This is a genomic window from Kitasatospora sp. NPDC127116, from assembly GCF_042677365.1.
In the GTDB taxonomy this organism is placed as follows: domain Bacteria; phylum Actinomycetota; class Actinomycetes; order Streptomycetales; family Streptomycetaceae; genus Kitasatospora; species Kitasatospora lactacystinica.
Genome location: NZ_JBHXTL010000006.1, coordinates 41,513 through 68,222 on the forward strand (window position 1 = coordinate 41,513; position 26,710 = coordinate 68,222).

Consider the following 26,710-nt stretch of genomic DNA (forward strand, 5'->3'; position numbering starts at 1 on the left):
AATAGTTTGTGATACCGTTCACGAGTACCGAGAACACGCCGAAAGACCTGACAGGTGGATGACTTCCGTCCCTGTCGGTCTCCCTCACCGGGCCCGCCGTTCCGATGGGCGGCCCGCGGCGATGCCTCGGTCCGGTGTCACCCGCCACCGCTGTGCCCGTCCCCCGCCACATCGACATGCCGCCGGAGCTGCCGACATGCCGTCCACCGACGCCCGGATCCTCCGAGGCGCCGCGATTCCCACTGCGGCCGCCGGGATCATCGCCATGGCGATCTCCTTCGCCGTCGCCGGGGGGAAGGGCCTGCTCGGTGCCCTCTTCGGCGCGCTGCTCGTGATGGCCTTCTTCGCCTCCGGCCAGTTCGCGCTCGACCGGCTGACCAGGTCGAACCCGCAGATCATGATGGCCGCGGCGCTGCTGGTGTACACCACGCAGATCCTGCTGGTCGGCATCGTGCTCGCGGTCTTCAAGAACACCGATCTCTTCAACCGGCAGGCCTTCGCCTTCACCCTGCTCGGCTGCGCCCTGATCTGGACGGGCTTCCAGGTGCGTGGTGCGCTCAAGGCCAAGACCTTCTACGTCGACCCCGACGCCTCCGAAAAGAAGGGCGACAAGCCCTCCGACAAGGGGCGTCAACAGTGACGAGGCCCAGCTGTCCCCCCAATGAGGGGGGCGGTGTTTATGCCGCGCTGACGGGCTGCTATCGTCCGTCGCAACAACGGAGTACGGGAAGAGGCCAGGTCTGTCCGGACAGCGGACGGATCGCCCCCCGGATCCGCGCATTCTTCGATGATCCCGCTGTGGTGCAGTGCGCCGGCGCGCGGGGTCGGCGAGAAACCCATCAAGTTCCAGTGCCGTTCCGTGGCCGCAGGCCACGCCGACACACCGAGGTTGCCGTATCCATGCGTCACGACGAAGGAGTCCGCGGTGAGTGCTGAACTCACGTCCCTCGCCTCAGGCAGTTGCCACTTCGGGGACGCTGGCTGTGGCTTCCCGGCCCCGGGTCTGAACGAGTTCCAGTTCGAGCCGATCTTCTCGATCGGCAGCGTCGACTTCAACAAGCCGATGCTGCTGTCGATCATCGTCGCGCTCCTGGTCGTCGTGTTCTTCTGGGCCTCCTTCGCCAAGCCGCGCCTGGTCCCCGGCAAGCTGCAGCTGGTCGGTGAGATCGGCTACGACTTCGTCAAGCGCTCCATCGTCCTGGAGACGATCGGCAAAAAGGGCGAGAAGTACGTCCCGATGCTGGTCTCGATGTTCTTCTTCATCTGGTTGATGAACATCATGTCGATCATCCCGTTCGCACAGTTCCCCGTGACGGCGGCGATCGCGTTCCCGGCCGGCCTCGCGGCGGTCGTGTGGATCACCTACATGACGCTGACCTTCAAGAAGCACGGCTTCGTCGGCGGTCTCAAGAACCTCTGCTGGCCCTCGGGCATCCCCGGCTGGGTCATGTTCATCCTGGTGCCGATCGAGTTCTTCTCGAACATCTTCGTGCGCCCGTTCACGCTCGCGGTCCGAGCCTTCGCGAACATGTTCGCCGGCCACCTGCTGGTCGTGATGTTCTCCGTCGCCTCCTGGTACCTGCTCAGCCCCTCCCTGGGCGCGCTGTACGGCTCGGCCTCGTTCGTCGTCGCCGTCGGCCTGACCGCCTTCGAGCTGCTGGTCCAGTTCCTGCAGGCCTACATCTTCGTGATGCTGGCCAGCAGCTACATCGCCGGTGCCCTGGAAGAGGCGCACTGAGCCTGGGCCCTCGGCCCTCCTGAACCACCCCCGGAACGCCCGGTGGCCAATCACCACCGGTACACCATCCCCGCAAAGGACACATTGCAATGAGCATGCTCGCTGAGGTCGGCGTCTACGGTTCCGTCGCTTCGATCGGCTACGGCCTCGCCGCGATCGGCCCCGGCATCGGCGTCGGTCTGATCTTCGGCAACGGCGTCCAGGCGATGGCCCGTCAGCCCGAGGCCGCCGGCCTGATCCGTTCCAACATGTTCATCGGCTTCGCGCTGACCGAGGCGCTCGCCCTCATCGGCATCGTCATGCCGTTCGTCTTCGGCCAGGGCCCCAAGTAATCCCCGCCGTAGACCCTTCGAGGAAGGTCCAGATATGAGCATCGCGGCTCACCTCGCGGAGGAGGGGGAGATCATGAACCCCCTTCTGCCCGCATGGCCCGAGATCATCATCGGCCTGCTCTGCTTCTTCATCGTCTTCGGCATCCTTGGCAAGAAGCTCCTCCCCAGCATCGAGAAGGTGCTGTCGGAGCGCCGGGACGCGATCGAGGGCGGCATGGAGCGCGCCGAGGCCGCTCAGGTGGAGGCCCAGGCCCTGCTTGAGCAGTACCGCGCCGAGCTCGCCGAGGCGCGCCACGAGGCTGCCCGCATCGTCGAGCAGGCTCGCGAGCAGGGTGCCGCCCAGCTCGCCGAGATGCGCGAGGAGGGCCAGCGCCAGCGCGAGGCCATCGTCGCCGCCGGTCACGCCCAGATCGAGGCGGACAAGAAGCAGGCCACTGCCGCCCTGCGTCAGGACGTGGGCTCGCTGGCCACCCAGCTGGCGTCCCGCATCGTGGGCGAGTCCCTGGAGGACCACGCCCGGCAGAGCGGCGTCATCGACCGCTTCCTGGACGAGCTGGAGGCCAAGGCCGCCGTTGCTCAGGGTGCGGCCAAGTGATCGGCGCCAGCCGTGAGGCCCTCGCTGCCGGCCGGCAGAACCTGGAGAGCCTGACCGACTCCACCTCGGTGGACGCGGCCAAGCTCGCCGAGGAGCTCACCGCCGTCACGGCCGTGCTGGACCGTGAGGTGTCGCTGCGCCGAGTCCTGACGGACCCGTCCCGGTCCGGCCAGGACAAGGCCCAGCTGGTCACCTCGCTGCTGACCGGTCAGGTCTCCGGCGAGGCCGTCGACCTGGTCTCCGGCCTGGTCCGCTCCCGCTGGTCGGGCTCGCGCGACCTGGTGGACGCGACCGAGCAGCTCTCCGCGTACGCGGAGATCATCGCCGCGGACAAGGCCGGCGTCCTGGACGACGTCGAGGACGAGCTCTTCCGCTTCGGCCGGGTGGTGAGCGGCGCGCACGAGCTGCGCGCCGCGCTGACCGAGCCGAAGGCCGGAGCCGTCGCGAAGGCCGAGCTGATCAAGAAGCTGCTCGGCGGCCGCGCCAACGCCGGCACCGTCCGGCTGGTCACCGCCCTCGTCAACGCGCCGCGTGGCCGTAGCCTGGAGCAGGGCCTCGAGTCCTACTCGAAGCTCGCCGCCGCACGCCGCGGCCGCGTGGTGGCCCTGGTCACCACCGCGGTGCCGCTGTCGGACACCCAGAAGGAGCGCCTGTCCGGTGCTCTGGGCCGGATGTACGGCCGCCAGGTCCACCTGAACATCGACGTCGACCCCGAGGTCGTCGGTGGCGTCCAGGTGCAGATCGGCGACGAGATCATCAACGGCACCGTGTCGAGCCGCCTCGAAGGCGCTCGCCAGTCGCTCGAAGGCTGAGCACCGAAGCAGCACATCCGACCCTCGGTCGGGAAACCGGCTCCCCAAGGAGCCGGCACATCGTACGGCCGGTTCGGAAGACCCGGCCGAGAGTCGAATACTTGCGGCCCTCAATGGCGGGCCGAGGATCGCAAACTAGGAGAGCAGGGAAGCCTGATGGCGGAGCTTACGATCCGTCCGGAGGAGATCCGGGACGCGCTGGCCGACTTTGTCCAGTCGTACCAGCCGGACGCCGCTTCTGTGGAAGAGGTCGGCACGGTCACTGACGCGGCGGACGGCATCGCGCATGTCGAGGGCCTGCCCTCGGTCATGGCGAACGAGCTGCTGAAGTTCGAGGACGGCACGCTCGGCCTCGCGCTGAACCTCGACACCCGCGAGATCGGTGTCGTCGTCCTCGGTGAGTTCGGCGGCATCGAAGAGGGCCAGACCGTGCGCCGCACCGGCGAGGTCCTCTCGGTTCCGGTCGGCGACGGCTACCTCGGCCGCGTCGTGGACCCGCTGGGCAACCCGATCGACGGCCTGGGCGACATCGCCGCCACCGGTCGCCGCGCCCTTGAGCTGCAGGCCCCCGGCGTCATGGCCCGCAAGTCGGTCAAGCAGCCGCTGCAGACCGGCATCAAGGCCATCGACGCGATGACCCCGATCGGCCGCGGCCAGCGCCAGCTGATCATCGGTGACCGCCAGACCGGCAAGACCGCGGTGGCCGTCGACACGATCATCAACCAGCGCGACAACTGGCGCTCGGGCGACCCGGAGAAGCAGGTCCGCTGCATCTACGTCGCCGTGGGCCAGAAGGGCTCCACCATCGCGTCCGTCCGCGGCGCCCTGGAGGAGGCCGGCGCGCTGGAGTACACCACCATCGTGGCCGCTCCCGCCTCCGACCCGGCCGGCTTCAAGTACCTCGCCCCGTACACCGGTTCGGCCATCGGCCAGGAGTGGATGTACGACGGCAAGCACGTCCTGATCATCTTCGACGACCTGTCGAAGCAGGCCGAGGCCTACCGTTCCGTCTCCCTGCTGCTGCGCCGCCCGCCGGGCCGCGAGGCCTACCCGGGCGACGTCTTCTACCTGCACTCCCGCCTGCTGGAGCGCTGCGCGAAGCTGAACGACGCCCTGGGCGGCGGCTCGATGACCGGTCTGCCGATCATCGAGACCAAGGCCAACGACGTCTCGGCGTACATCCCGACCAACGTCATCTCCATCACCGACGGCCAGTGCTTCCTGGAGTCCGACCTGTTCAACGCCGGCATCCGCCCGGCCGTGAACGTCGGTATCTCGGTCTCCCGCGTCGGTGGCTCCGCCCAGATCAAGGCCATGCGCTCGGTCGCCGGCCGCCTGCGTCTGGACCTCGCCCAGTACCGTGAGCTGGAGGCCTTCGCCGCCTTCGGTTCCGACCTGGACGCGGCCTCCAAGGCCCAGCTGGAGCGCGGTGCGCGCATGGTCGAGCTGCTGAAGCAGGGCCAGTACCAGCCGTTCCCGGTCGAGGAGCAGGTCGTCTCCATCTGGGCCGGCACCAACGGCAAGCTGGACGACGTCCCGGTCGCCGAGATCCGCCGCTTCGAGCGCGAGTTCCTGGACCACGTGCGCCTGCAGCACAAGGACCTGCTCGCCGGCATCGTCGAGACCGGTCTGCTGGCCGACGGCACCGTCGACGCGCTGACCAGCGCGATCGAGGCCTTCAAGCAGGGTTACCAGACCGCTGACGGCAAGCTGCTCTCCGAGCAGGCCTGAGTCCGGTAGCGAGGGAAAGGACGTAACGACCCATGGGAGCACAGCTTCGGGTCTACAAGCGCCGGATCCGCTCTGTCACCGCGACGAAGAAGATCACCAAGGCGATGGAGATGATCTCCGCGTCGCGCATCGTCAAGGCGCAGCGCGCGGTGGCCGCCTCCACTCCGTACGCCGATGAGCTCACCCGGGCGGTGACGGCGGTGGCCACCCGGTCCAACGCCAAGCACCCGCTCACCACCGAGAACCCGAACGCCAAGCGCGCGGCGGTCCTGCTGATCACGGCGGACCGCGGCCTGGCCGGCGGCTACTCGACCAACGCCATCAAGGCTTCGCTGGTGCTCGCCGAGCGCCTGCGGTCCGAGGGCAAGGACGTGGTGGCGTACATCATCGGCCGCAAGGGCGTCTCGTACTACACGTTCCGCGGTCTGGCGATCGAGGGCTCGTGGACGGGATTCTCGGACAAGCCGACGTACGGTGACGCGAAGACCGTGGCGGCCGACCTGATCGAGGCCTTCACGGCCGAGACCGGCGGTGTGGACGAACTCCACCTGGTTTCCACCGAGTTCGTGTCGATGCTGACGCAGAACGCGGTCGAGGCGCGGCTGCTGCCGCTGAAGCTGGACGAGGTCCAGCTCAGCGACCAGACGCCGGCCAAGTCGGAGATCTTCCCGCTGTACGACTTCGAGCCGTCGGCGGAGGGCGTCCTGGACGCCCTGCTGCCGCGGTACGTCGAGAGCCGGATCTACAACGCGCTGCTGCAGTCGGCCGCTTCCGAGCACGCCGCCCGCCGCCGCGCGATGAAGAGCGCGACGGACAACGCCGGCGAGCTCATCAAGTCGCTCACGCGGCTTGCCAACTCGGCCCGTCAGGCCGAGATCACCCAGGAAATCAGCGAGATCGTCGGCGGTGCCAACGCCCTCGCCGACGCTAGCCGCGGGAGCGAATGAGTATGACCACCACTGTTGAGCCGACCACGGCGACGGGCCGCGTCGCGCGGGTCATCGGCCCGGTCGTCGACGTGGAGTTCCCCGTCGACGCGATTCCGGACATGTACAACGCCCTGCACGTCGAGGTGGACAACCCCGACGGCACGGGCAAGAAGACCCTGACCCTCGAGGTCGCCCAGCACCTCGGCGACGGCATGGTCCGCGGCATCTCGATGCAGCCGACCGACGGCCTGGTCCGTGGTTCGCAGGTCTCCGACACCGGTGCGGCGATCTCCGTCCCGGTCGGCCAGATCACCAAGGGCAAGGTGTTCAACGCCCTCGGTGACGTGCTGAACGTCGACAAGGACGAGTTCGAGTCGCAGGTCCAGGTCCGGTGGCCGATCCACCGCAAGGCCCCGGAGTTCAAGGACCTCGAGTCCAAGACCGAGATGTTCGAGACCGGCATCAAGGTCATCGACCTGCTCACCCCGTACGTCACGGGTGGCAAGATCGGTCTGTTCGGTGGTGCCGGTGTCGGCAAGACCGTTCTGATCCAGGAGATGATCTACCGCGTCGCCGAGAACTTCGGTGGTGTGTCGGTGTTCGCCGGTGTCGGCGAGCGCACCCGTGAGGGCAACGACCTCATCGACGAGATGGTCGACTCGGGCGTTCTGGACAAGACCGCGCTGGTCTTCGGCCAGATGGACGAGCCGCCGGGCACCCGTCTGCGCGTCGCGCTGTCCGCGCTGACCATGGCGGAGTACTTCCGTGACGTCGAGAAGCAGGACGTGCTCCTCTTCATCGACAACATCTTCCGGTTCACCCAGGCCGGTTCCGAGGTGTCGACCCTGCTCGGCCGCATGCCCTCCGCGGTGGGCTACCAGCCGAACCTGGCCGACGAGATGGGCCTCCTGCAGGAGCGCATCACCTCGACCCGCGGTCACTCGATCACCTCGATGCAGGCGATCTACGTCCCCGCGGACGACCTGACCGACCCGGCGCCGGCCACCACCTTCGCCCACCTGGACGCGACGACCGTTCTGTCGCGCCCGATCTCGGAGAAGGGCATCTACCCGGCCGTCGACCCGCTGGACTCCACGTCCCGCATCCTCGACCCGCGGTACATCGCGCAGACCCACTACGACACGGCCATCCGTATCAAGGGGATCCTGCAGAAGTACAAGGACCTCCAGGACATCATCGCGATCCTCGGTATCGACGAGCTGTCCGAGGAGGACAAGGTCACGGTTCACCGTGCCCGCCGCATCGAGCGCTTCCTCTCGCAGAACACCTACGTGGCGAAGCAGTTCACCGGTGTCGAGGGTTCGACCGTGCCGCTGTCCGAGACGATCGAGGCCTTCAACTCGATCGCGGACGGCAAGTACGACTCCGTTCCGGAGCAGGCCTTCTTCATGTGCGGTGGCATCGAGGACCTCGAGAAGAACGCCGCCGAGCTGGCGAAGAAGTAATCGCGGCCGGTAGCAGCTGTGCGTGACCGTGAGGGGTGGCCCCCGAGCCTGGGGACCACCCCTCGCGGCACATCGGCTGTGATTCCGGTCAAATCCGTGCCGCCGGTTTCATGCCGGAGGCGCGGGGCCGTTATTCTTACCGAAACTCCCGAGTAATCGGGCGTTGCATGAGCCTAGGAGCCCACGTTGGCTGAGCTGCACGTCGAGCTGGTCGCAGCCGACCGCAAGGTGTGGTCCGGTGCGGCCACCATCGTCGTCGCCCGTACGGCCTCCGGTGACACCGGCATCATGCCGGGCCACACCCCGGTGCTGAGCGTGCTGGAGACCGGTCCGGTCACCATCCGCACGGTGGACGGCGGCACCGTGATCGCCGCGGTGCACGGCGGCTTCATCTCCTTCGCCGACAACAAGCTGTCTCTGCTCGCGGAGATCGCCGAGCTGGCGGACGAGATCGATGTCGCGCGTGCCGAGCGCGCACTGGAGAAGGCCAAGTCGGACCTGGACGAGCACGCCGAGCGGCGCGCCGAGGTCCGTCTGTTCGCGGCGCGCGGCCTCAAGGCCCACGTCTGAGTGCGCCGGACCCCGGCTTGGCGGGGTCGACCGACGGTCCCGGGGACGCGTGAGCGTGACCCCGGGACTGTCGTCGTAGTTGGTAGGTCAGCGCGGTCGCTTGATACGACCGCTACGGGGAACGCGGGTAGCGAGGAGGTGGGTGAGCATGGTCCTCGCGCTTGTGGTGTGTGCGGCGGTCGTGGCCCTGGGTGTGATCGGGCTGATGGCCTTCGCCGTCCGGCGCCGCCTGATCCAGCGGGTCGGCGGCACCTTCGACTGCAGTTACCGGCTCAAAATGCCGGCCGACGCCTCGACGCAGCCCGACCTCGACGAGAACGGCAAACCCACCTCAGCCCCGGTCCCCCCGACCGACGGCAAGGGGTGGGTTTTTGGTATCGGCCGGTACAGCGGTGACTCGATCGAGTGGTTCCGGGTCTTCTCGTACGCCCCGCGCCCGCGCAAGGTGCTGCCGCGCCGGGAGATCGAGGTGCTCGGCCGGCGCTACCCGGAGGGCCAGGAGGAGCTGGCGCTGCTGTCCGGCTCGGTGGTGCTGCGCTGCCTGCACAACGGTTCGCCGCTGGAGCTGGCGATGAGCGAGGACGCGCTGACCGGCTTCCTGGCCTGGCTGGAGGCCGCCCCGCCCGGCCAGAGGGTCAACGTCGCGTAGCGACGGGATTCCCGGACGGGGGTGCCCCCGACCGGAGGCCGGGGGAGGGTCGATGTCGCGCAGCGGCCCGCCGACACGCCCGGGGGGCTTCCGAGGCGGGGTTAACGGCGCCTAACCCGGCGGCTACTCTGGCCGCATGGTCAATCTGACGCGCATCTACACCCGTACCGGCGATGACGGCACCACCGCGCTCGGCGACATGAGCCGGACCAGCAAGACCGATCCGAGACTGGTCGCGTACGCGGACGCCAACGAGGCCAACGCCGCGATCGGCGTGGCCCTCGCCGTCGGTGAGCTGCCGCAGGACATGACGGCGGTGCTCGTCCGGGTCCAGAACGACCTGTTCGACGTCGGCGCCGACCTGTCCACCCCGGTGGTGGAGGACCCGAAGTACCCGCCGCTGCGGGTGCTGCAGTCCTACATCGACCGGCTGGAGACGGACTGCGACGAGTACCTGGCGCGGGTGGAGAAGCTGCGCAGCTTCATCCTGCCCGGCGGTACGCCCGGGGCGGCCCACCTGCACCTGGCCTGCACGGTGGTGCGGCGGGCCGAGCGCTCGACCTGGTCGGCGATCGCGGAGCACGGCGACAGCGTCAACCCGCTGACCGCGAAGTACCTCAACCGGCTGTCCGACCTGCTGTTCATCCTGGCCCGGGTGGCCAACAAGGAGCGCGGGGACGTGCTCTGGGTCCCGGGCGAGAACCGCTAGGAACATGCCGAAGCCCCGTCCTCCGACTGCTCCCCCGTGGGAGTCCGAGGACGGGGCTTCGGCGGCTCAGGGCCGGTCGGCCGGGGTGCGGTCGGGGGCGCTGCCGGCGAGGGTCTTCCCGGTGGCCACCCGGCCGTCCTCGACCACCACGCCGGCCGGCGGCTGCTTGGGCCAGAGCGAGTAGCAGCCGGCCACGATCACGTTGACCACGGCGGCGATGCCCAGCTTGAGGTACCACTGGAGGAAGGTGCCGAAGTGGGCGGAGCCCGCGGAGAGCGGGACGAGCAGGGTGATCAGGCTCAGCGTGACCGCGGCGGACACGACGGTCCGGCCGGCGATCTGCCACTCGTACCTGGTCCGCTCCGGCCCGTACTTGGGCGAGGGCAGCGGCTTGGGGCCGCCGGCGAAGCGGTGCAGGAAGTGCCGGTCGGCCCAGCGGACCAGCGAGGGGCCGTAGCCGATCGAGAAGCCCGCGTAGCTCGCGGCCAGGGCGTGCGTCCAGCTCGCGGTGGCGCCGCCGCGCAGGTCGAGGACGGTGAGGGCGTACAGGGTGAGGTCCACCACCGGCAGGCCGACCAGCAGCGCGGTGCTGGTGCGGCGCCACCGGAGGAGGTAGCGGGCGGTCAGCCCGAGGCCGAGCAGGATCCAGAAGGAGATCTCGGCCGCGACGATGAGGGTGACGATCACGTTCTGCTCCCGGACGTTTCGGTGGTGCTTCCAGCCTCGTGCGGGGGGCGTGCCGCTGTCGTCGTCGCGCGGTGCCGGTCCGGCCTGCACCTTTCGATGTAGCGGGCTCCTTCGTGGACCGGAGCCGGGCCGGCCGCCGGGGATGATGTGATGGGGACGTGCCCCTCCCGTTCCCCGCGCTCCCCCCGCGCCGACAGGACCAGCTGATCGCCCTCGCCGGGCTGCTCGGCGGTGCGGTGCTGATCGCCTTCGGGGTGTACGACCGGGCCGACCGGGTGCCGCCGTGGGCGGTGGTGCCGACGCTGCTGGTGATGGCCGGGCTGGAGCTGGTCCGGCGGACCAGGCCGGTGCTCGCGGTGTCGCTCGGCGGGCTGGCCTTCGCGGCGAGCGTGTTCGCCGGCAACCTGGTGGCCACGCTGATCATGTACACCGACCTGCTGTACGCGGCGGTGATCTACGGCACCCCGCGGATGTCCCGGGTGCTGCACCTGTCCGGCGGGGCCACGGTGCTGGCGCTGTCCACCCTGGCGGCGGTCTACGGCGGCACCTCGCTCGCGCTGCTGATCGTCGTGGTCAGCACACTGGTCTTCCTGGGCCCGGTATGGAGCGGCGACGTGGTGCGCAAGCACCGGCAGGAGGCGGAGGCCGAGCGGCTGCGCGCGGAACAGACCGCGCTGCTCTCGGAGATGGACCGGCGCGAGGCGATCGGCGCCGAACGAGCCCGGATGGCAAGGGAGTTGCACGACGTGGTGGCCAACCACCTGTCGGCGATCGCGATCCACGCCACCGGTGCGCAGTCGGTGGCCCGGCGCCGGAACCTGCCCCAGGACGATCCCCTGGTGGAGGTGCTGGCGGTGATCCGGGAGAACAGCGTCCAGGGATTGGCCGAAATGCGTCGCATGATCGGACTGCTCCGGGACAGCGGCGGGGGAGAGGTGGACGAGTCGTACGCGGCCCCCGACCTGGCCGCGGTGGACGCCCTGCTGGCCAAGGCCCGGGCGGCGGGCCGGGACGTCGGGCTGGACTTCGCGCTGGACGAGCGCGGCGAGCGCGGGGAGGTGCCGGTGCCGGTCGGGCTGGCCGCGTACCGGATCGTCCAGGAGTCGCTGACCAACGCCCTCAAGCACGCCGGGCCCGGACTGGTCAGCCTGCGGCTGGAGTTCGCGCCGGAGGAACTGCGGATCTCGGTCGACAGCCCGTACCGGGGCGGTCCGGGCCGTGAACTGCCCGGTGCCCGGGCCGGGTTGGTGGGCATGGCGGAACGGGCCGGGCTGCTCGGCGGCAGCTTCGAGGCCGGGCCGAAGGGCGGGTACTGGAGCGTGCGCGCGGTGCTGCCGCGCGCCCGGGGGAACGAGGGGCGGGCATGACGATCCGGGTGCTGGTGGCGGAGGACCAGGCGGCGGTACGCGCGGCGCTGGTGATGATCCTGCGCGCCGAGCCGGAGTTCGAGGTGGTCGGGCAGGCCGCGGACGGCGAGGAGGCCGTCCGGCTGGCCCTGGAGCTGCGGCCGGACGTGGTGCTGATGGACGTGCAGATGCCCCGGCTGGACGGCGTCTCGGCGACCCGCGAGGTGGTCGCCGCCGGGGCCGGCCAGGTGCTCGTGCTGACCACCTTCGACCTGGACGAGTACGTCTACGGCGCACTGCGGGCCGGCGCGTCCGGGTTCCTGCTCAAGGACCTGGAGGCGGACACCCTGATCGAGGGCATCCGCACGGTGGCGCGAGGGGACGGGATGCTGGCGCCCTCGGTGACCAAACGGCTGATCGGGGCCTTCGCCCGCCCCGAGCGGCCGGTCGGACCGGAGGCCCGGGCCGCGGTGGGGACGCTGACCGGCCGCGAGCGGGAGGTGCTGGCCTGCATCGGGGCCGGGATGTCCAACGGGGAGATCGCGGCCCGGCTGGAGATGGCGGAGGCGACCACCAAGACGCACGTCAGCCGGATCCTGGCGAAGCTGCGGCTGCGCAGCCGGGTGCAGGCGGCGATCCTGGCGCAGGACCTCGGACTGACCGTCTGATCACCTGTTTCACGTCGGTTGCAGATCACACTCCCGATTGCTATTGCACGGGGGATTTGGGCATTAGAGTCCCGGAAAAACGAGCGATGCGGCTCTCTGGCGGCGACCCCTGCCCTGAGCCGCCTTCAGGGCCCGCCCGCGGGGCGGCGACGGCATCGGGAGACCCAGCCATGAGCAATGCGTCCAGCAAGCAGATCGCCGTGATCGGTGCCGGCCTGATGGGCGCCGGCATCGCCCAGGTGTCCGCGCAGGCCGGTCACCCGGTGGTGCTGCGGGACGTCACCGAGGAGGCGCTCCAGCGGGGCCTGGCCGGCATCCGCGCCTCCTACGAGAAGTTCGTCGCCAAGGGCAGGCTGAGCGCCGAGGACGCCGAGGCCGCGCTGGGCCGGATCACCACCACCACCGACCTGGGCGCCGTCGCCGAGGCCGACATCGTGGTCGAGGCCGTGTTCGAGCAGCTGGAGGTCAAGGAGGCCGTCTTCCGCGAGCTCGACAAGCTCGCCAAGGACGGCGCCGTCCTGGCCTCCAACACCTCCGCCATCCCGATCACCCGGATCGCCGCCGCCACCGGGCGCCCGGAGTCGGTCGTCGGCGTCCACTTCTTCTCGCCCGTCCCGATGATGAAGCTGGTCGAGCTGGTCCGCGGCTACAAGACCAGCGACGAGACGCTGGCCACCGCCCGCGCCTACGCCGAGGGCGTCGGCAAGGAGGTCGTGGTGGTCAACCGCGACGTGGCCGGCTTCGTGACCACCCGCCTGATCACCGCGCTGGTCGTCGAGGCCGCCAGCCTGTACGAGTCGGGCGTGGCCACCGCCGAGGACATCGACACCGCCTGCCGGCTCGGTTTCGGCCACGCGATGGGCCCGCTCCAGACCGCCGACCTGACCGGCGTGGACATCCTGCTGCACGCCGCCCGCAACATCTACACCGAGACCCAGGACGAGAAGTTCGCCGCGCCGGAGATCATGGCCCGCATGGTCACTGCCGGTGACCTGGGCCGCAAGAGCGGCCGCGGCTTCTACCCGTACGAGGGCAAGTGAGCCGGCAGGGCTGAACGACCGGCCGGGCCGTGCGATCGGAGCATCGTACGGCCCGCCCCGCAGGGCCGGGTGAGTTTCCTCACGCCGGGTGCCGCAGACGGGTGATTTGGGCGGTAATCGAGCGTAGGTGTGGGGCCGACCTGCGTATATTCCCTCGGACGGGTGAAGTTGCTTCAGATCTGGCCAAAACCAGCAACCTGCGGAGCCGGTTCACCGTCAGATGAGGGAACCCGGCATTCCGCCCGGGTCCGGGTGTGGGGCTTCGGCCCGCCCGTATGCACCCCCCGCTCCCGCTCCCGGCACGGCCGGGGCGGACCCGCCCCGCACCAGGCCGTCCAGGCGAAGGAGGAGAGCATGCGCATCACCGGCGACCACACGGCGCTGGCCATCGAAGGCCGCCTCGACGTGCGCACCGCCGCCGACGCGCGGGCCCGGCTGCACCAGGCCGTGGACGGCGGCCTCGGCGACCTCGTACTCGACCTCGGCCGGCTGGAGTTCTGGGACGCCACCGGGCTCGGCGTGATCATGGGCACCCACCGGCGGGCCGGCCGGATCGGCCGCCGGCTGGTGCTGCGCTCCGTCCCGGTCCAGCTGCAGCGGCTGCTGGTGGCCACCAAGCTGCACCGCATCCTGGCCGTCGACGGCGCCGCCGAGGCGCACGGGTTCGCTCTCTAGCTCCCGCGGCCCCACGGCCCCCACCGCGCCGCGCGCCGGGACCGTGCGCCTGCGCACCCCCGGTCCGTCCGCGCAACGCCCCTGGTCAGCGCCGCGGACCGGCCGTCGGCCACGGACCGCTCTGCACGGCCGGGGCCGGATGTGCAAGAGTCTGCCCGTCAGAAGACGGCCGCCGGGGCTGCCTCCAGCCCGGCCGCGGCCGCCACCGGGACGTCAGCCGGGCGGCGCGGGGCGCCGACGGCCGAGCACGATGCGGAGCAGAACGTGGCACAGCCATCCGGGGAGTTCCGGCAGGAGGCCGTTCGCACCCGCGGCGGCGAACTGGTCTCCGGCGCCCTGCTGGTGGGCGTCGGCGCCCCGGACGGCTCCGAGGCCAGGACCTGTCCCGAGGAGTGGCGGCCCCGTCCGCGCCGGACCGGACGCAGCGAGCCCGCCCGCGGTCCGGTCGGCGGCGTCGGCCGCGCGGTCGGCCCGCTCGCGCTCGGCGCCGGGCCCGCCGATCTGCCGATGCTCGACCGCGAGACCGACACCGCCGAACTGCTCGCCCTGCTCGCCGAGGGCCGCTCGATACGCCTGGTCGGCCAGGCCGGCTCGGGCCGCAGCGCGCTGCTGTCGGCCGTCGCCGAGGCCGCCGCCGACCTCGCCCCCGACGGCGTGGTGCAGCTCTGCGGCCACCGCCGGACCGGCGCCGACCTGCTCCAGGACCTCTTCGCGGCCACCCACCACGCCCCCGGATACCGCCCCGACCCCGGGCAGTTGGCCTTCCACCTCGCCGAGGTCGGCGCGATCGTGGTGATCGACGCCGCCGAGCCCTCCGGCGCCGAGCTGGAGGAACTGCTCGCCGCCGCCCCCGGCTGCGCCTTCCTGATCTCCGCCGCCCCGGACGGCCCGCCGCTGCCCCCCGGCTCCCGGCTCCAGGACCACCTGGTGGCCGGACTCTCCCGCTCCGCCTGCCTGGCCCTCACCGCCCGGCTGGCCGGACGGCCGCTGGACGTCACCGAGAAGGCCTGGGCGGTGGACCTCTGGTTCGAGTCCGAGGGCCTGCCGCTGCGCTTCGTCCAGGCCGCCGCGCTGCTGCGCCAGCGGGACGTCTCGGTGGACGCGCTGGTGGCCGCCGAGGACGACCGGATGGACGTCTTCGGGGCCGTCGACGAGCCCGTCCAGGACGAGGACCCGGCGATCCGGGAGAACGCGCTGCGGCTCACCGTCCCGCTGCCCTCGGTGGCGGAGACCGCCTCGCCCGCGGTCCGGCTCGCCGAGGGGCTGAGCGAGCCCGCGCAGGCCGTGCTGCGGCTCGCCGTCGCGCTCGGCGGCGAATGCCCCACCGCGCCGCACCTGCCGGCGCTGATCGACGTCGGGCAGGGCGAGGCCGCCCTCGCCGAACTCGCCGACGCCGGACTGGCGGTGTCCATCGGCGGGCACCACCGGCTGACCGCCGGCGCGCTCGACCTGCTCCTCCCGCACTGGCCCGCCCGGGGCTCCGTCGACGGGGCCGCCCAGCACTTCGCCTGGTGGGTGGGGCACAGCTCGGTGACGCTGGAACAGGTCGCCGCCGAGGCCGAGGTGATGGTCGGCGTGCTGCTCGCCGACCGCACCGCCGGACGGCACGACGCGGTGGTCCGGCTCGCCCGGGCGGCGGCGCCCGCGCTGGCGCTGTCGCTGCGCTGGGGCGCCTGGGAGCGGGTGCTCCAGCTCGGTCTGGAGGCGGCCCGCCGCACCGGTTCGGCGGTCGACCAGGCCTGGTTCCACCACGAGGCGGGCGTGCACGCGATCTGCGTCCGGCAGCCCTCCCGGGCCGTCGCCGAACTGGAGACCGCGCTCACCCTGCGGGCCACCGCGGGCGAGCAGCGCGGGGTGGCCGCCGCACGCCGGATGCTCGACCTGCTGCGCGCCGAGGGCCGGCAGCTGCCGGCCGCCGCGCCCGTCGCGGCGCCCGGCCGCGCCCCGGTGATCCGCAAGATCGCGGCCCGGGTGCCGGCCCGCCTGAAGTCCAGCAGGCGCCGGCGGGTGGCGGTGGTCTCCACCGCGGTGCTGACCCTGGGGGTCCTCGGCGCGGCGGTGGCGATGAGCTTCAGCGGGCCGGAGGAGGTCAGGGGGAAGGACCCGCACAACAACGGTCGGCTGGACGGCGGCGGCACCCAGGACCCGCCGTTCCCGCAGCAGTCCGGCAGTGCCGGGCCGACGACGGCCGGTGCCGGGCCGGGCGGTGCGCCGACGCAGGGGAGCAGCCCGGCGCCGTCCGCGAGCGCCAGTGCCTCGCACTCGCCGAGCGCCTCGCCGACGAGGAGGCCGAGCTCCTCGCCGGGGGCGGGCGGGTCGCAGGCCCCGCAGCAGCCGCCCGTACCGGGCCAGCAGCCGCCGGGGCCGAACCCCGGCGGTCCGGGCGCGGGCGGCACCGGCGGAGGCGGCACTCAGCCCGGTGGCGGCGGCACCGGCACCTCGCCGTCGCCGGAGCCGTCCACCACGACCGCCAAACCGAGCCCGTCGCCGAGCGGCTCGGCCGGTCCGACCGGCACGTCCAGCCCGTCGTCCAGTCCGTCCTGAGCGGTCAGAACAGCTTGAGCTTGTCGTCGTCGATGCCGCGCAGCTCGTCGTAGTCCAGCACCACGCAGCCGATACCGCGGTCGGTGGCCAGGACGCGGGCCTGCGGCTTGATCTCCTGCGCGGCGAAGATGCCCTTGACCGGGGCCAGCAGCGGGTCCCGGTTGAGGAGTTCGAGGTAGCGGGTGAGCTGTTCGACGCCGTCGATCTCACCGCGGCGCTTGATCTCGACGGCCACCGTGGCGCCGTCGGCGTCGCGGCAGAGGATGTCGACCGGGCCGATCGCGGTGGGGTACTCGCGGCGGATCAGCGACCAGCCGGCACCGAGCACCTCCATCCGGTCCGCGAGCAGCTCCTGGAGGTGTGCCTCCACGCCGTCCTTGATCAGGCCGGGGTCGACCCCGAGCTCGTGGGACGAGTCGTGCAGCACCTCCTCCAGCGTGATGATGAGCTTCTCGCCGGCCTTGTTCTCCACCGTCCAGACCCCGTCGGCCTCCTTGAGGGCGCACGGCGGGGACATCCAGTTGAGCGGCTTGTAGGCGCGGTCGTCGGCGTGGATGCTGACGCTGCCGTCGGCCTTGACCAGGATCAGCCTGGTGGCGGAGGGCAGATGGGCGGAGAGCCGACCGGCATAGTCGACTGAGCAGCGGGCAATTACGAGACGCACGGTCGACCACGCTAGCCCACCGGGGCCAGTTGATGCGATTCCGCGACGGCTGGGTGAAGAAAGCGCGAACCCGGCCAACATGGAGGTCCTGCGCTCCCGCCACCGCCCCGTCGAGGTCTGGCGCCCCCACCCTCAAGTCGCTACGGTGTGTGACGGCACGCTCGCGGGATCGCTGTCAACGGGGATGGAGACTTCAGATGAACGATCCGACGGGATCCGGCCAATCCGGTGCACCGCAACATATTTCCGAAGCAATCCGCAGGAATGACCGGCCTGCCGCGCCGTTGACTGCCACGCTGTTCTGAGCGCGTTCGGTATCCAGGGCGTCACGTCCCGTGGTGCCGCCGCTGTCGCGAAGGTGCCGGAAACCCCTGTCCCTCGGTGTTCCGGACACCCCATGCGAATCCGCCACCCTCACTGTGAGCTTGACCTACGCACGACCACCCGGGCGCCGCGCGGGTGGACCGCGAGAGGAGAATCCATGTCGCTCGACGTCTCACCGGCCCTGCTGGAGAAGGCCGAGCGGGGCGAGGTCGACGAGCGGGAATTCGTCGACTGCGTCCGCGTCTCTTTGCCCTACGCCTGGGACCTGATCAGCTCGCTGGTCGCCCAGGCGAAGGTCGACGGCACCGACTTCGCCGACAACCAGGTGCCGCCGCCCAGCGAGCAGGCCCGCGGCCAGCTGCTGCGCGCGCTCGCCAGCGACGCCATCCGGGGCGCTCTCCAGCGCCACTTCGGGGTTCGGCTGGCCTTCCAGAACTGTCACCGGGTCGCGGTGTTCCTGCCGTCGGACGCCAACGAGGCGCGGTACGACCGCTTCACCTCGGTCCGGGAGCAGCTGCTCAACCAGTCCGAGGAACTGCGGGACTGCTGACCCCGCCGCAGCCCGCTGCGGCGCCGGCCGCCCCCGTCCCCCGGTGCGGGGGGAGGGGCGGCGGCCCGGGCACGTCCCCCCGCCCGGCACGTCCCCCGTCCGGTACGTCCCCCCGCCGGGCCTGTCCTCCGCCGGGCACGTCTAGCCCAGCTGCGGCAGCACCTCCGAGCCGAGCCGGGCGATGTTGTGCAGGGTCGCCTCCTGGTCGCCGCTGCCCTCGGCGAGCAGGGCGAAGCGCCGGATGCCGGTGCGTTCGGCGGTGGCCAGCAGCCGGTCGGCGCACTGCCGCGGGGTGCCCACCGCGTGCAGGTCGCAGAGCAGTTCGGTGTACTGGCGCGGATCGCGCATCTTGCGCTCGCGGCCGTCCACGGTGCGGTGGGCGCCGAGCCCGTACTCGAACCAGCCGGGCATCGCGTTCAGCAGCGTGGACCGGGCCGCCGCGGCGCGGTCGTCGACCTGGGCCACCCCGGCCGCGACGTGCTGCCGGCCGATCCGGCGCAGCTGCTCCTCGCCGCGCCCGGCGGCCAGCCAGGCGGTCCGGTACAGCTCCAGCATCCGCAGCTTGTCGTCGTCCCCGGAGTGCATGCCGAGCAGCATCGGCAGGCCGCGCTCGGCGGCCAGCCGCACCCCGCCCGGCGAGGTGCAGGCGACCACCACGGGCGGCCCGGCCACCGGCCGTCCGGAGGCGGTGAGCTCCTCGCCGAGGCCCTCGTCGTCCCGGCGCTGGCGCGGGAAGCGCACCGGGCCGGTCCGCCCGCCGAGGCCCAGCCAGCTGCTCAGGCCCGGCCGCCGCACCGGTTCGGTGGCCCGCGGCACCACGGCGACCTCGGGGAAGGCGAACTGCGGGCCGTCCGCGCCCACCCGGGAGCCGCGCAGCCAGCGCAGCAGCAGGTCCAGCCGCTCCGGGAAGCCCTTCTCGAAGGCGTCCACGCCGCCGCCGAACACGTCCAGGTCGATCCACGGCCCGCCGCGGCCCACCCCGAGCGTGAACCGTCCGCCGGAGGTGAGGTGCAGCAGCGCGGCCTGCTCGCCGAGCCCCACCGGGTGGCGGGTGGAGAGCACGCTGACCGCCGTGCCGACGCCGATCCGGCGGGTGCGGCCGAGCAGCATCGCGGCGAGCGTGGCGGCGTCCGGGCAGACCCCGTACGGCACGAAGTGGTGCTCGGCCAGCCAGACGCTGTCCAGCCCGGCGCGTTCGGCCTCGACGGCGGATTCGACGGTGCGTTCAAGCGCCTCGCCGTGGCTCTGCCCGGGGAACTGCGCGGACAGCAGGAACAGGCCGACCCGCACCGGACCGGTGGACGGCGGCAGCGCGCCCGCCCGCTGGGGCGCCGGCAGCGGCCGGCCCACGACGGCCGTGACCGGGGGGACGGACGTCAGCGTCGGACCGGGGGCGACCGGCCGGACCCCGAGGGGCCGGCCGCTCTCGGCGCGGGCGCTGGTCTTGCTCATCGTTGGGCCTCCTCGGGTGCGCGCAGGGTCTGCGGGCCCCGCCTTCTCCCCCTGTGGGTATCCGATGTCATGTGCCAATGGCACGCGGAACTCCCGATTTCCCCGATGATCGGGTGGATCTCGGCAAAAACGCCGAAGTGCCGGACGGAGCCGTGGTAGTGGCCGTGCGGGGGGCCCGCCCGGCCGTAGGCTGGAACGATCCAGAGCCCAGGAGGAGAGGGAGTCCGCCGTGTCGCCGCGCCGCAACCGGATCAAGAGCGCCGCCCCGCACGAGAGCGCAGAGCCGACCGCCCCGGTCGGCGGTTCGCTGCGCCGCACCGAGAGCTACCAGGGCGAGGACTGGGTGGTTCAGACGGTCGCCGGGACGGCGGGTCGGTTCTACCGCTGCCCGGGCTGCGACCAGGAGATCCCGCCGGGGGTGGGCCACGTGGTGGCCTGGCCGCAGTACGGCGCGGGAGTGGACGACCGGCGGCACTGGCACCGCGCCTGCTGGGGAGCGCGGGAGCGCCGGGCCTCCAACGTCCTGCGAGGCCGCGGCGCTCCGCGGTACTGACGGGTCCGGCCGGGTCCCGCTAGGCGTCGCGCTTCTTGAGCACCAGCGCACCGCCGACCAGCGCCGCGGCCGTCCAGGCGAGGCAGATCAGGAAGCCGGTCCACGGCCCGTACGGCTGGCCGTGCTGCTCGTACACCAGCAGCATCCGCGAGCCCGCGTAGTCGGGGAAGTAGTGGGCCAGGGTCTTGACCTTCGGCACCGCCGAGAGGATCGGCGAGAGCAGGAAGAAGAACGGCACCAGCACGCCGAGCGCGAGCGTCTGGTTGTGCAGCATCGTGGTGACGCCGGCCGAGAACAGGCAGAGCATCGTCAGGTACAGCGCGGCCCCGAACACCGCCCGCAGCACGTTGGGCTCGCCGATCGTGGTGGAGTGCGTGCCGAGCAGCGACTGGCCGACGAAGAAGGTGACGAAGGCCGTCACCAGCGAGACCGCGAGGGCGAGGGCGCCGAGCACCGCCGCCTTGCCGGTGAGCAGGGTGGCGCGCTGCGGGACGGCGGCCAGGGTGACCCGGATCATGCCGCTGCTGTACTCGTTGCCGATCGCCAGCACGCCGAAGACGATGATCGCCAGCTCGCCGAGCATGATGCCGGAGAAGGACGTCCCGGTGGCGTCGAACGGGGACAGGTCGTCGCGGCGGAACTCGGTGAAGTTGTTGTTGGTGAGCAGGGACAGCAGCGCGCCGATGCCGACCGTGACGACGAAGGTCAGCGCGAGCGTCCAGACCGTCGAGCGGACGCTGCGGATCTTCGTCCACTCGGAGCGCAGGATCGCCGGGAAGGACGCCATCTCAGTTCTCCTCCTGCCGTGCGGTGGTGGTCGGCCGGGCGCCGTCCGCCTTCCAGCCGGCGCCCCACTCGGTGGGCGCGCCGGCCGCGTCCCGGCCCGGTCCGTCGCCCGCGTGGTACTCCACCGAGTCGGCCGTCATCTGCATGAAGGCCTCCTCCAGCGAGGCCTGCTGCGGGCTGAGCTCGTGCAGCACCACGCCGTGCCCGGCGAACAGCTCGCCGAGCCGCGCGATGTCCCCGTTGACCACCTCGTGGGAGCCGTCCGGGCCCGGCTCGGGCCGCAGGCCGGCCTCGGCCAGCACGTCGAGCAGCCGCTCGGGCTCCGGGGTGCGCAGCCGTACGGCGGAGCGGGAGTTGCGCCGGATGAACTCCGGCATCGGCAGGTCGGCGAGCAGCCGGCCGCGGCCGATGACCACCAGGTGGTCGGCGGTGACGGCCATCTCGCTCATCAGGTGGGAGGAGACGAAGACCGTCCGGCCCTCGGTGGCGAGGCGTTTCATCAGGTTGCGGATCCAGAGGATGCCCTCCGGGTCCAGGCCGTTGACCGGCTCGTCGAACATGACGATCTCCGGGTCGCCGAGCAGGGCGGAGGCGATGCCCAGGCGCTGGCCCATGCCGAGCGAGAAGCCGCGGGCCCGCTTGCGGGCGACCGGGGTGAGGCCGACCAGGGCGAGCACCTCGTCCACCCGGCGCACGGGGATGCGGTTGCTCTGGGCGAGCCAGAGCAGGTGGTCGCGGGCGGTGCGGCCGGGGTGGACGGCCTTGGCCTCCAGGAGCGCGCCGATGTACTTGAGCGGCTCGCTGAGCTGGCCGTACCGTCTGCCGTCGATGGTCACCCGGCCGGCGGTCGGGCGGTCGAGGTCGAGGATCATGCGCATGGTGGTGGACTTGCCGGCGCCGTTCGGGCCGAGGAAGCCGGTCACCACGCCCCGGGGGACCTGGAAGCTGAGCCGGTCCACCGCGAGCGTCTTGCCGTAACGTTTTGTCAGGTCGTGCAACTCGATCATTCGCGCTCCCTCACTTCCTTGCCAGGCTAGGACAAAGGGGGTATCGCGGCCCGCTGAGTGGGCCCGCCGGGCGTGCCGGAATAGGTTGGACGCATGACCCAGCTCCCCTCCGCAGTGTCGGTCCGCGAGAGCGGTACCGGAACACCACTCGTGCTGCTGCACGCCTTTCCGTTGAACGCCTCGATGTGGTCGTCCCAACTGGACACGCTGCCCGGCCTGACCGGGGACGAAGCGCGCGTGCTCGCCCCCGACCAGCGGGGGTTCGGCGGCACTGTGCTGGGCGCCGACGAGCCCTCGCTGGACCCGGTCGCGGACGACCTCGCGCTGCTGCTGGACGCGGCCGGGATCGAGCGCGCGGTGGTCGCCGGGCTCTCCATGGGCGGCTACGTGGCGCTGGCCTTCGCCCGCCGCCACCCCGACCGGCTGGCCGGCCTGCTGCTGGCCAACACCCGGGCCACCGCCGACACCGACGCGGTACGGGCCAACCGGGAGCGGATCGCCGCCGCCGTCACCGCGCGGGACAGCGTGCGGCTGCTGCTCGACGAGCAGGTCGCGGCCGGGCAGCTCGGGCCCGACTCGCAGCACCTGGTGGAGCGGGTGCAGGCGATGGTCGCCGCCGCGCCGCCGGCCGCCGTCGCCTGGGCCCAGCGGGCCATGGCGGCCCGCCCGGACGCCCTGGACGTCCTGGCCGCCCTGCGGGTGCCGGTCTCCGTCGTGGCGGGCGCCCAGGACGCCCTGGTGGCGCCCGAGGAGGCCGAGCCGATGCTGCGGGCCCGGCCGGACGCCGAGCTGACCGTCCTGCCCGGGGTGGGCCACCTGAGCGCCCTGGAGGCGCCCGAGGCCTTCGACGCCGTCGTGCGCACCCTGCTCGCCCGGGTGGCCGCCGGATGAGCCAGGAGAGCCAGGACGCGGCGGCCTGGGACTTCTCCGCCCTGGAGGTCACCGGCCGGATGCCCGTGACCAACCGGGGCGAGGGCCTGGTCGAGCTCACGCTGGAACCGCTCGGCGAGGACTACTGGATGCGCCCGGGGGAGACCTTCATCGTCACCTCGTACGGCGACTACGGGCCCGGGCACCCCTTCGAGGTGCAGTACTGGCCGGACTCGGTGTCGGTCTGGTGCACCTCCTGGTTCGGCACCGTCTCCGACGACGAGGGCAACCAGCTCAGCAGCGGCTACCAGCGGCCGGACGGCGCCTACCCGAGGTGAGGACCCGCGCCCGACCGGGCCGGAAGCGCCCGGGACGATGACGGCGCGAAAGCCGACAGGCCCTCACCCGGGCGGGTGAGGGCCTGCGGTGCCGCTGGGGCCTGCGTGCGTCAGCGCGACTGCTGGGCGGGCACGCCCAGGGTGTCGTCGGTCGGCAGCGAGGCGGCGGCCACGGCCGCGCCGGTCAGCGTCGCCAGCATCTCGCGGACGTTGGTCAGCTGGGCGTTGATGCTGTCGCGGCGGTTGGTGAGGGCCGCCAGCTCGCGCTCGGATTCGCTGCGGATGCGGTCCGCCTTGGCGTTGGCGTCGGCCACGATGTCCTCGGACTGGCGCTGGGCCGTCTCGACGGTCTGGCGGGCGCGGCGCTCGGCGTCGGTGCGCAGCTTCTCGGCCTCCAGGCGCAGCTGCTCCGCCCGGTGCTCGATCTCGGCCAGGCGCTTCTCGGCCTTGGCCTGACGGGCGGCCAGGTCCCGCTCGGACTGCTCGCGGCGCTTGGCCAGGTTGGTCTCGAACTCCAGCGCGGCCTGGGCGGCCTTGGTGCGGGTGTCCTCGAAGAGGGCGTCCGCCTCCTCGCGCTTGTTCTGGGCGTCCTTGTTGGCCTCGGCGCGCAGCTGGGCGGCGTCGCTCTTGGACTTGTCGACGATCCGCATCCCCTCGTCCTCCGCCTTGGCCTTGCGGTCCTTGGCGTAGTTCTCGGCCTCGGAGCGGACCTGCTGGGCGGCGGCCTCGGCCAGCTCGCGGTGCTGCTCGGCGGCGCGGTGCGCCTCGTCGCGCAGGTCCTTGGCCTCCTCCTCGGCGAGTCGCAGGATCTTCTCGACCCGGGCGCCGAGACCGGCGTAGGAGGGCTCCTGCTCCACGACCGCCGCCTGGGCGGACTGGGTCTCCAGGTGGAGCTCCTCGATGCGCTTCTCCAGCGCACTGATCCGGGTCAAGGCACTGTCACGGTCGGCCACCAGCTTGGTGATCCGCTCGTCGACCTGGGCGCGCTCGTACCCACGGCGCACCAGGTCGAAGCCGTGAGGGGAGTGACTGTCGCTCATGGGGTTCTGGGCTTCCTGTCGTCAAACCGCTGAGGTGGTTGAGGGAATCCTGACACGGTACCGGAGTGTCGACGGCGATATGCCGTTCTCTCACGGACAATGACCGCCAATGTCCGCTCAATCGGGTGGTGCGCTCTTGGAGCGATTGCCACCCGACCGGGGGGAGCCAACTCCGGCACCGGCCTTGGCGCCCCCGTCCTTCTTGGTGCTGCTTCCCCCGTTGGCCTGGGCGACCGGCGCCGGCGCCTCGAACGCCTCCAGGGCGGACAGCACGTCCTGGACCCTGGAGATCTCGGTGTTGATGTCCTTGCGGCGGCGCACCAGCTCGTCCAGCTCGCGCCGGCCCTCGTCGGTGACCCGCTTCGCCTCGGCCGTCGCCTCGGCGAGCAGCCGCTCGGCCTCCGCCTTCGCCAGTTCGATCTGCTCGTCCGCGGCCTCGTCGGCGTCCCGCAGCCGCTTCTCCGCCTCGGTGGAGGCCCGGTCCAGCCGCTCCTCGGCCTCGCTCTCGGACGACCGCAGCTTCGCCTCGGCCTTCTCGATGAGCGACTCGGCGCGGTCCGTGGAGTTGGCGAGCTTGGTCTCCGCCTCCTTCAGCAGGCCCTCCGCCTTGCGGACGGCCGACAGCCGGACCTTGCTGGCCTCCGCGGACGCCTCCGAGGTCAGCTCGCTCGCGCGGTCCTCGGCCGCCGCGACCAGCGCCGCCGCGCGGTCCTCGGCCTCGGCGACGGTGGCCACCGCCTGCTCCTCGGCCTCGGTCAGCTGCTCCTGGGCGGCCGTCACCAGCGCGTCCACCCGCTCGCCGGCCGACTTCATGGCCGCCGCGTTCTCCTTGCGGGCGCGCTCGTGCAGGGCCTCGACCTCGGCGTCGGTGCGCTCGCGCAGCTCCTCGGCGCGCTCGCGGATCGCCGTCGCGTCCCGGCGGGCCTCGGCGAGCAGGGCGTCCGCGTCGGAACGGCCCTTCTCGACCTCGGCCTGACCGGCCGCCTCGCCGGCGGCGACCAGCCGGCCGGCCTCCTTGCGGGCGGCGGCGACCATCGCGTCAGCCTGCTCCTCCGCGGCGGCGGTGGTCGCCAGCGCGGTGGTCTGGGCGTCCTCGCCGAGCGCCTCGGCGTCCGCGAAGGCCTTCTCCAGGACGGACTGGGCGTGCTCGCGGGTGGCCCTGTCGAACTGCTCGGCGGCCTCCCGGGTCCTGGCGTCGTAGTCGTCGGCGCGGGAGTGGGTGGCGGAGTCGTACTCGTCGGCCAGGGTGCGGGTGGCGAGGGCGTACTCCTCGGCCTCGGCCCGCAGACCGGCGGCCAGCTCCTCGGCGTCGGCGATGCCGCGGGCACCCTGGGCCTCGGCCTCGGCCACCGTCCGGGCGGCCTGCGCCCCGGCGTCGGCCCGCAGCTGCTCGGCGGCCTCCTGGGCGGCGCGCAGCTCGGCCTCGGCGTCCGCGCGCAGCTGCTCGTCGTAGGCCAGGGCCTCGGCGCGCTGCCGGCCGAGCTCGTTCTCGGTGGCCTCCCGCTCGGCGGCCAGCTCCAGCTCGGTCTGCTCGCGCAGGGCGGTGGTCTCGGCCTCCGTACGGGCCCGCAGGTCGGCGGTCTCGCGGTCGACGAGCTCGCGCTGCTCGGCGCTCTCGCGCTCCACCAGGCCGCGCAGCTCGGCGGCGTACGCGTCGGCGGACTCCCGCAGCTCGGTGGTCTCCCGCTCGGCCAGCTCCCGCTGCTCGGCGGTCTCCCGCTCGGCGAGGACGCGCAGCTCGGTGGCGTCCTGCTCGGCGGCCTCGCGGACCTCGGCGGCCTCCTGCCCGGCGGCGGCCCTGAGCGCGGCGATCTGCTCGGCGGCTGCCTCGTGCATGCCCGCCACCGCCTGGCGGACCTCGGCGGCCTCCTCCTCGGCGACGGCCACCAGCTCGGCGCCCTCGGCCTTGGCGGCGGAGATCAGCTCGGCGCGGTCGGCCTTGGCCTGCTCCAGCTCGGCGGTGGCCTCGGCCCGGATGCCGTCGGCGGTGGCGCGGGCCTCGGACAGCTCGCGGCCGGCCTCGGCCCGGACGGTCGAGGCCTGCTCGTTGGCCAGGGCCAGCTCGGCGGCGGCCTTCTCGCGGGTGGCCTTGGCGTCCTTGGCGGCCTCGGCGCGGCGCTGCTCGGCGGTGGCCTCGGCGCGCTCCAGCGCCTCCTCGGCGGCGGTGCGCTGCTCGGCGGCGAAGGTGTCGGCCTGCTCGCGGACGTCGGCGGCGTAGGTGTCGGCGGTGGTGCGCTGCTCGTCGGCGTAGGCGTCGGCCTGCTCGCGGACCTCGGTGGAGTGCTGCTCGGCGGCCTCGCGGACCTGGGCCGCGTGCTGGTCGGCCGCCTCGCGGACCTCGGCGACGTGCTGGTCGGCCGCCTCGCGGACCTCGGCGGTCTCGGCCGCGGTGCGCTTGGTGAGGTCGGTGGCGTGCTGTTCGGCCTCGGTGCGGACGCGGTCGGCGTAGGCCTCGGCGGTCTCGCGCTGCTGGGTGGTCTCCTGCTGGGCCAGGGCCCGGAGCTCCGCGGCGGCCTGCTCGGCCTCCGTCCGGGTCTGCGCGGCGTAGGTGTCGGCGGTGGTGCGCTGCTCGTCGGCGTAGGCGTCGGCCTGCTCGCGGACCTCGGTGGAGTGCTGCTCGGCGGCCTCGCGGACC

At 72.2% G+C, this 26,710-nt stretch carries 26 protein-coding genes and 1 pseudogene; 20 read left to right on the forward strand and 7 right to left on the reverse strand.

Going from position 1 to position 26,710, the window contains the following annotated elements; genetic code table 11:
• Positions 1–196 precede the first annotated feature (196 nt).
• The 11 genes from ACFVHV_RS04045 to ACFVHV_RS04095 all read left to right on the forward strand — a co-directional run bounded on the left by ACFVHV_RS04045 (position 197) and on the right by ACFVHV_RS04095 (position 9,531).
• On the forward strand, positions 197–640 hold the full coding sequence (locus tag ACFVHV_RS04045) for a hypothetical protein (protein ID WP_359899964.1): 444 nt from the start codon (positions 197–199) through the stop codon (positions 638–640).
• Positions 641–925: 285 nt separating this feature from the next.
• Entirely contained in the window at positions 926–1,738 is an 813-nt protein-coding gene (gene atpB / locus ACFVHV_RS04050) for a F0F1 ATP synthase subunit A (RefSeq protein ID WP_359899962.1), read from the forward strand.
• An 89-nt stretch (positions 1,739–1,827) separates the two neighbouring features.
• Positions 1,828–2,070, forward strand: a complete 243-nt coding sequence (gene atpE, locus ACFVHV_RS04055; RefSeq protein ID WP_030302757.1) for an ATP synthase F0 subunit C — start codon at positions 1,828–1,830, stop codon at positions 2,068–2,070.
• A gap of 34 nt (positions 2,071–2,104) precedes the next feature.
• Positions 2,105–2,665, forward strand: a complete 561-nt coding sequence (locus tag ACFVHV_RS04060; RefSeq protein ID WP_359899960.1) for a F0F1 ATP synthase subunit B — start codon at positions 2,105–2,107, stop codon at positions 2,663–2,665.
• Positions 2,662–3,477, forward strand: coding sequence for a F0F1 ATP synthase subunit delta (locus ACFVHV_RS04065; RefSeq protein ID WP_359899958.1), 816 nt, complete (start codon positions 2,662–2,664; stop codon positions 3,475–3,477). The genes ACFVHV_RS04060 and ACFVHV_RS04065 overlap by 4 nt, the downstream gene beginning before the upstream one ends.
• A 156-nt stretch (positions 3,478–3,633) precedes the next feature.
• Entirely contained in the window at positions 3,634–5,208 is a 1,575-nt protein-coding gene (gene atpA / locus ACFVHV_RS04070; RefSeq protein WP_359899956.1) for a F0F1 ATP synthase subunit alpha, read from the forward strand.
• Between the two features lie 32 nt (positions 5,209–5,240).
• Positions 5,241–6,155, forward strand: a complete 915-nt coding sequence (locus tag ACFVHV_RS04075; RefSeq protein WP_359899954.1) for a F0F1 ATP synthase subunit gamma — start codon at positions 5,241–5,243, stop codon at positions 6,153–6,155.
• A 2-nt stretch (positions 6,156–6,157) separates the two neighbouring features.
• On the forward strand, positions 6,158–7,603 hold the full coding sequence (atpD, locus tag ACFVHV_RS04080) for a F0F1 ATP synthase subunit beta (protein WP_359899952.1): 1,446 nt from the start codon (positions 6,158–6,160) through the stop codon (positions 7,601–7,603).
• Positions 7,604–7,789: 186 nt separating this feature from the next.
• A complete protein-coding gene (locus ACFVHV_RS04085) occupies positions 7,790–8,173 on the forward strand; it encodes a F0F1 ATP synthase subunit epsilon (protein WP_280676020.1) in 384 nt (127 codons plus the stop codon).
• Between the two features lie 148 nt (positions 8,174–8,321).
• Positions 8,322–8,822 carry a DUF2550 domain-containing protein gene (locus tag ACFVHV_RS04090; protein WP_359899950.1) on the forward strand — a complete coding sequence of 167 codons (501 nt, stop codon included), beginning with the start codon at positions 8,322–8,324 and terminating at the stop codon, positions 8,820–8,822.
• A gap of 136 nt (positions 8,823–8,958) precedes the next feature.
• Positions 8,959–9,531, forward strand: a complete 573-nt coding sequence (locus ACFVHV_RS04095) for a cob(I)yrinic acid a,c-diamide adenosyltransferase (RefSeq protein WP_359899948.1) — start codon at positions 8,959–8,961, stop codon at positions 9,529–9,531.
• A 66-nt stretch (positions 9,532–9,597) separates the two neighbouring features.
• Here ACFVHV_RS04095 and ACFVHV_RS04100 read toward each other — a convergent pair whose 3' ends face one another.
• Positions 9,598–10,218: a hypothetical protein gene (locus ACFVHV_RS04100; protein WP_380348662.1), complete on the reverse strand. Its 621-nt coding sequence runs from the start codon at positions 10,216–10,218 to the stop codon at positions 9,598–9,600.
• A gap of 158 nt (positions 10,219–10,376) precedes the next feature.
• Here ACFVHV_RS04100 and ACFVHV_RS04105 point away from each other — a divergent pair, with 158 nt between their 5' ends.
• The 5 genes from ACFVHV_RS04105 to ACFVHV_RS04125 all read left to right on the forward strand — a co-directional run bounded on the left by ACFVHV_RS04105 (position 10,377) and on the right by ACFVHV_RS04125 (position 16,491).
• Positions 10,377–11,585, forward strand: a complete 1,209-nt coding sequence (locus tag ACFVHV_RS04105; RefSeq protein ID WP_359899944.1) for a histidine kinase — start codon at positions 10,377–10,379, stop codon at positions 11,583–11,585.
• Positions 11,582–12,232 carry a response regulator transcription factor gene (locus tag ACFVHV_RS04110; protein ID WP_359899942.1) on the forward strand — a complete coding sequence of 217 codons (651 nt, stop codon included), beginning with the start codon at positions 11,582–11,584 and terminating at the stop codon, positions 12,230–12,232. Before ACFVHV_RS04105 ends, ACFVHV_RS04110 begins: the two co-directional genes overlap by 4 nt.
• Before the next feature lie 170 nt (positions 12,233–12,402).
• On the forward strand, positions 12,403–13,272 hold the full coding sequence (locus ACFVHV_RS04115; protein WP_359899940.1) for a 3-hydroxyacyl-CoA dehydrogenase family protein: 870 nt from the start codon (positions 12,403–12,405) through the stop codon (positions 13,270–13,272).
• A 354-nt stretch (positions 13,273–13,626) separates the two neighbouring features.
• Positions 13,627–13,947 (forward strand): STAS domain-containing protein, encoded by a 321-nt coding sequence (locus tag ACFVHV_RS04120; protein ID WP_380348664.1) that lies wholly within the window; start codon positions 13,627–13,629, stop codon positions 13,945–13,947.
• Between the two features lie 264 nt (positions 13,948–14,211).
• Positions 14,212–16,491 (forward strand): ATP-binding protein, encoded by a 2,280-nt coding sequence (locus ACFVHV_RS04125; protein ID WP_380348666.1) that lies wholly within the window; start codon positions 14,212–14,214, stop codon positions 16,489–16,491.
• Positions 16,492–16,495: 4 nt separating this feature from the next.
• Here ACFVHV_RS04125 and nucS read toward each other — a convergent pair whose 3' ends face one another.
• A complete protein-coding gene (gene nucS, locus ACFVHV_RS04130; protein WP_359899935.1) occupies positions 16,496–17,155 on the reverse strand; it encodes an endonuclease NucS in 660 nt (219 codons plus the stop codon).
• A 481-nt stretch (positions 17,156–17,636) separates the two neighbouring features.
• Between nucS and ACFVHV_RS04135 the strand changes: the two genes are divergently transcribed.
• Positions 17,637–18,029, forward strand: a complete 393-nt coding sequence (locus ACFVHV_RS04135) for an SCO5389 family protein (RefSeq protein ID WP_359828614.1) — start codon at positions 17,637–17,639, stop codon at positions 18,027–18,029.
• A 141-nt stretch (positions 18,030–18,170) separates the two neighbouring features.
• On the opposite strand, the gene ACFVHV_RS04140 is transcribed toward ACFVHV_RS04135, so the two are convergent.
• The gene (locus tag ACFVHV_RS04140; RefSeq protein ID WP_359900024.1) at positions 18,171–19,319 is read right to left on the reverse strand and encodes an LLM class flavin-dependent oxidoreductase; all 1,149 of its coding nucleotides are present in this window, start codon (positions 19,317–19,319) and stop codon (positions 18,171–18,173) included.
• Between the two features lie 391 nt (positions 19,320–19,710).
• On the opposite strand from ACFVHV_RS04140, the gene ACFVHV_RS04145 reads away from it, so the two are divergent.
• Positions 19,711–20,034 carry an ATP/GTP-binding protein gene (locus ACFVHV_RS04145; RefSeq protein ID WP_359899933.1) on the forward strand — a complete coding sequence of 108 codons (324 nt, stop codon included), beginning with the start codon at positions 19,711–19,713 and terminating at the stop codon, positions 20,032–20,034.
• Positions 20,035–20,053: 19 nt separating this feature from the next.
• Here ACFVHV_RS04145 and ACFVHV_RS04150 read toward each other — a convergent pair whose 3' ends face one another.
• Both ACFVHV_RS04150 and ACFVHV_RS04155 read right to left on the reverse strand, forming a co-directional pair.
• Entirely contained in the window at positions 20,054–20,821 is a 768-nt protein-coding gene (locus ACFVHV_RS04150; RefSeq protein ID WP_359899931.1) for an ABC transporter permease subunit, read from the reverse strand.
• A gap of 1 nt (position 20,822) precedes the next feature.
• Positions 20,823–21,827 (reverse strand): ATP-binding cassette domain-containing protein, encoded by a 1,005-nt coding sequence (locus ACFVHV_RS04155; protein WP_359899929.1) that lies wholly within the window; start codon positions 21,825–21,827, stop codon positions 20,823–20,825.
• A 93-nt stretch (positions 21,828–21,920) separates the two neighbouring features.
• On the opposite strand from ACFVHV_RS04155, the gene ACFVHV_RS04160 reads away from it, so the two are divergent.
• Together ACFVHV_RS04160 and ACFVHV_RS04165 are read left to right on the forward strand one after the other, a co-directional pair.
• Positions 21,921–22,718 (forward strand): alpha/beta hydrolase, encoded by a 798-nt coding sequence (locus tag ACFVHV_RS04160; protein ID WP_359899927.1) that lies wholly within the window; start codon positions 21,921–21,923, stop codon positions 22,716–22,718.
• Entirely contained in the window at positions 22,715–23,035 is a 321-nt protein-coding gene (locus ACFVHV_RS04165) for a hypothetical protein (protein WP_224283203.1), read from the forward strand. Before ACFVHV_RS04160 ends, ACFVHV_RS04165 begins: the two co-directional genes overlap by 4 nt.
• A 110-nt stretch (positions 23,036–23,145) precedes the next feature.
• Here the strand turns inward: ACFVHV_RS04165 and ACFVHV_RS04170 are convergent, their stop codons facing one another.
• Together ACFVHV_RS04170 and ACFVHV_RS04175 are read right to left on the reverse strand one after the other, a co-directional pair.
• On the reverse strand, positions 23,146–24,075 hold the full coding sequence (locus ACFVHV_RS04170; RefSeq protein WP_359899925.1) for a cellulose-binding protein: 930 nt from the start codon (positions 24,073–24,075) through the stop codon (positions 23,146–23,148).
• A gap of 117 nt (positions 24,076–24,192) precedes the next feature.
• Positions 24,193–26,710 (reverse strand): annotated as a pseudogene (locus tag ACFVHV_RS04175) (hypothetical protein); the annotation flags it as partial.

Excerpts from the sequence above, each read along its gene's own strand:
- ACFVHV_RS04045 (WP_359899964.1), top strand. The coding sequence starts at position 197 with ATGCCGTCCACCGACGCCCGGATCCTCCGAGGCGCCGCGATTCCCACT.
- atpE (WP_030302757.1), top strand. The coding sequence starts at position 1,828 with ATGAGCATGCTCGCTGAGGTCGGCGTCTACGGTTCCGTCGCTTCGATC.
- ACFVHV_RS04060 (WP_359899960.1), top strand. The coding sequence starts at position 2,105 with ATGAGCATCGCGGCTCACCTCGCGGAGGAGGGGGAGATCATGAACCCC.
- atpA (WP_359899956.1), top strand. The coding sequence starts at position 3,634 with ATGGCGGAGCTTACGATCCGTCCGGAGGAGATCCGGGACGCGCTGGCC.
- ACFVHV_RS04075 (WP_359899954.1), top strand. The coding sequence starts at position 5,241 with ATGGGAGCACAGCTTCGGGTCTACAAGCGCCGGATCCGCTCTGTCACC.
- atpD (WP_359899952.1), top strand. The coding sequence starts at position 6,158 with ATGACCACCACTGTTGAGCCGACCACGGCGACGGGCCGCGTCGCGCGG.
- ACFVHV_RS04090 (WP_359899950.1), top strand. The coding sequence starts at position 8,322 with ATGGTCCTCGCGCTTGTGGTGTGTGCGGCGGTCGTGGCCCTGGGTGTG.
- ACFVHV_RS04095 (WP_359899948.1), top strand. The coding sequence starts at position 8,959 with ATGGTCAATCTGACGCGCATCTACACCCGTACCGGCGATGACGGCACC.
- ACFVHV_RS04110 (WP_359899942.1), top strand. The coding sequence starts at position 11,582 with ATGACGATCCGGGTGCTGGTGGCGGAGGACCAGGCGGCGGTACGCGCG.
- ACFVHV_RS04115 (WP_359899940.1), top strand. The coding sequence starts at position 12,403 with ATGAGCAATGCGTCCAGCAAGCAGATCGCCGTGATCGGTGCCGGCCTG.
- ACFVHV_RS04120 (WP_380348664.1), top strand. The coding sequence starts at position 13,627 with ATGCGCATCACCGGCGACCACACGGCGCTGGCCATCGAAGGCCGCCTC.
- ACFVHV_RS04135 (WP_359828614.1), top strand. The coding sequence starts at position 17,637 with ATGTCGCTCGACGTCTCACCGGCCCTGCTGGAGAAGGCCGAGCGGGGC.
- ACFVHV_RS04150 (WP_359899931.1), bottom strand. The coding sequence starts at position 20,821 with ATGGCGTCCTTCCCGGCGATCCTGCGCTCCGAGTGGACGAAGATCCGC.
- ACFVHV_RS04155 (WP_359899929.1), bottom strand. The coding sequence starts at position 21,827 with ATGATCGAGTTGCACGACCTGACAAAACGTTACGGCAAGACGCTCGCG.
- ACFVHV_RS04160 (WP_359899927.1), top strand. The coding sequence starts at position 21,921 with ATGACCCAGCTCCCCTCCGCAGTGTCGGTCCGCGAGAGCGGTACCGGA.
- ACFVHV_RS04165 (WP_224283203.1), top strand. The coding sequence starts at position 22,715 with ATGAGCCAGGAGAGCCAGGACGCGGCGGCCTGGGACTTCTCCGCCCTG.
- ACFVHV_RS04170 (WP_359899925.1), bottom strand. The coding sequence starts at position 24,075 with ATGAGCGACAGTCACTCCCCTCACGGCTTCGACCTGGTGCGCCGTGGG.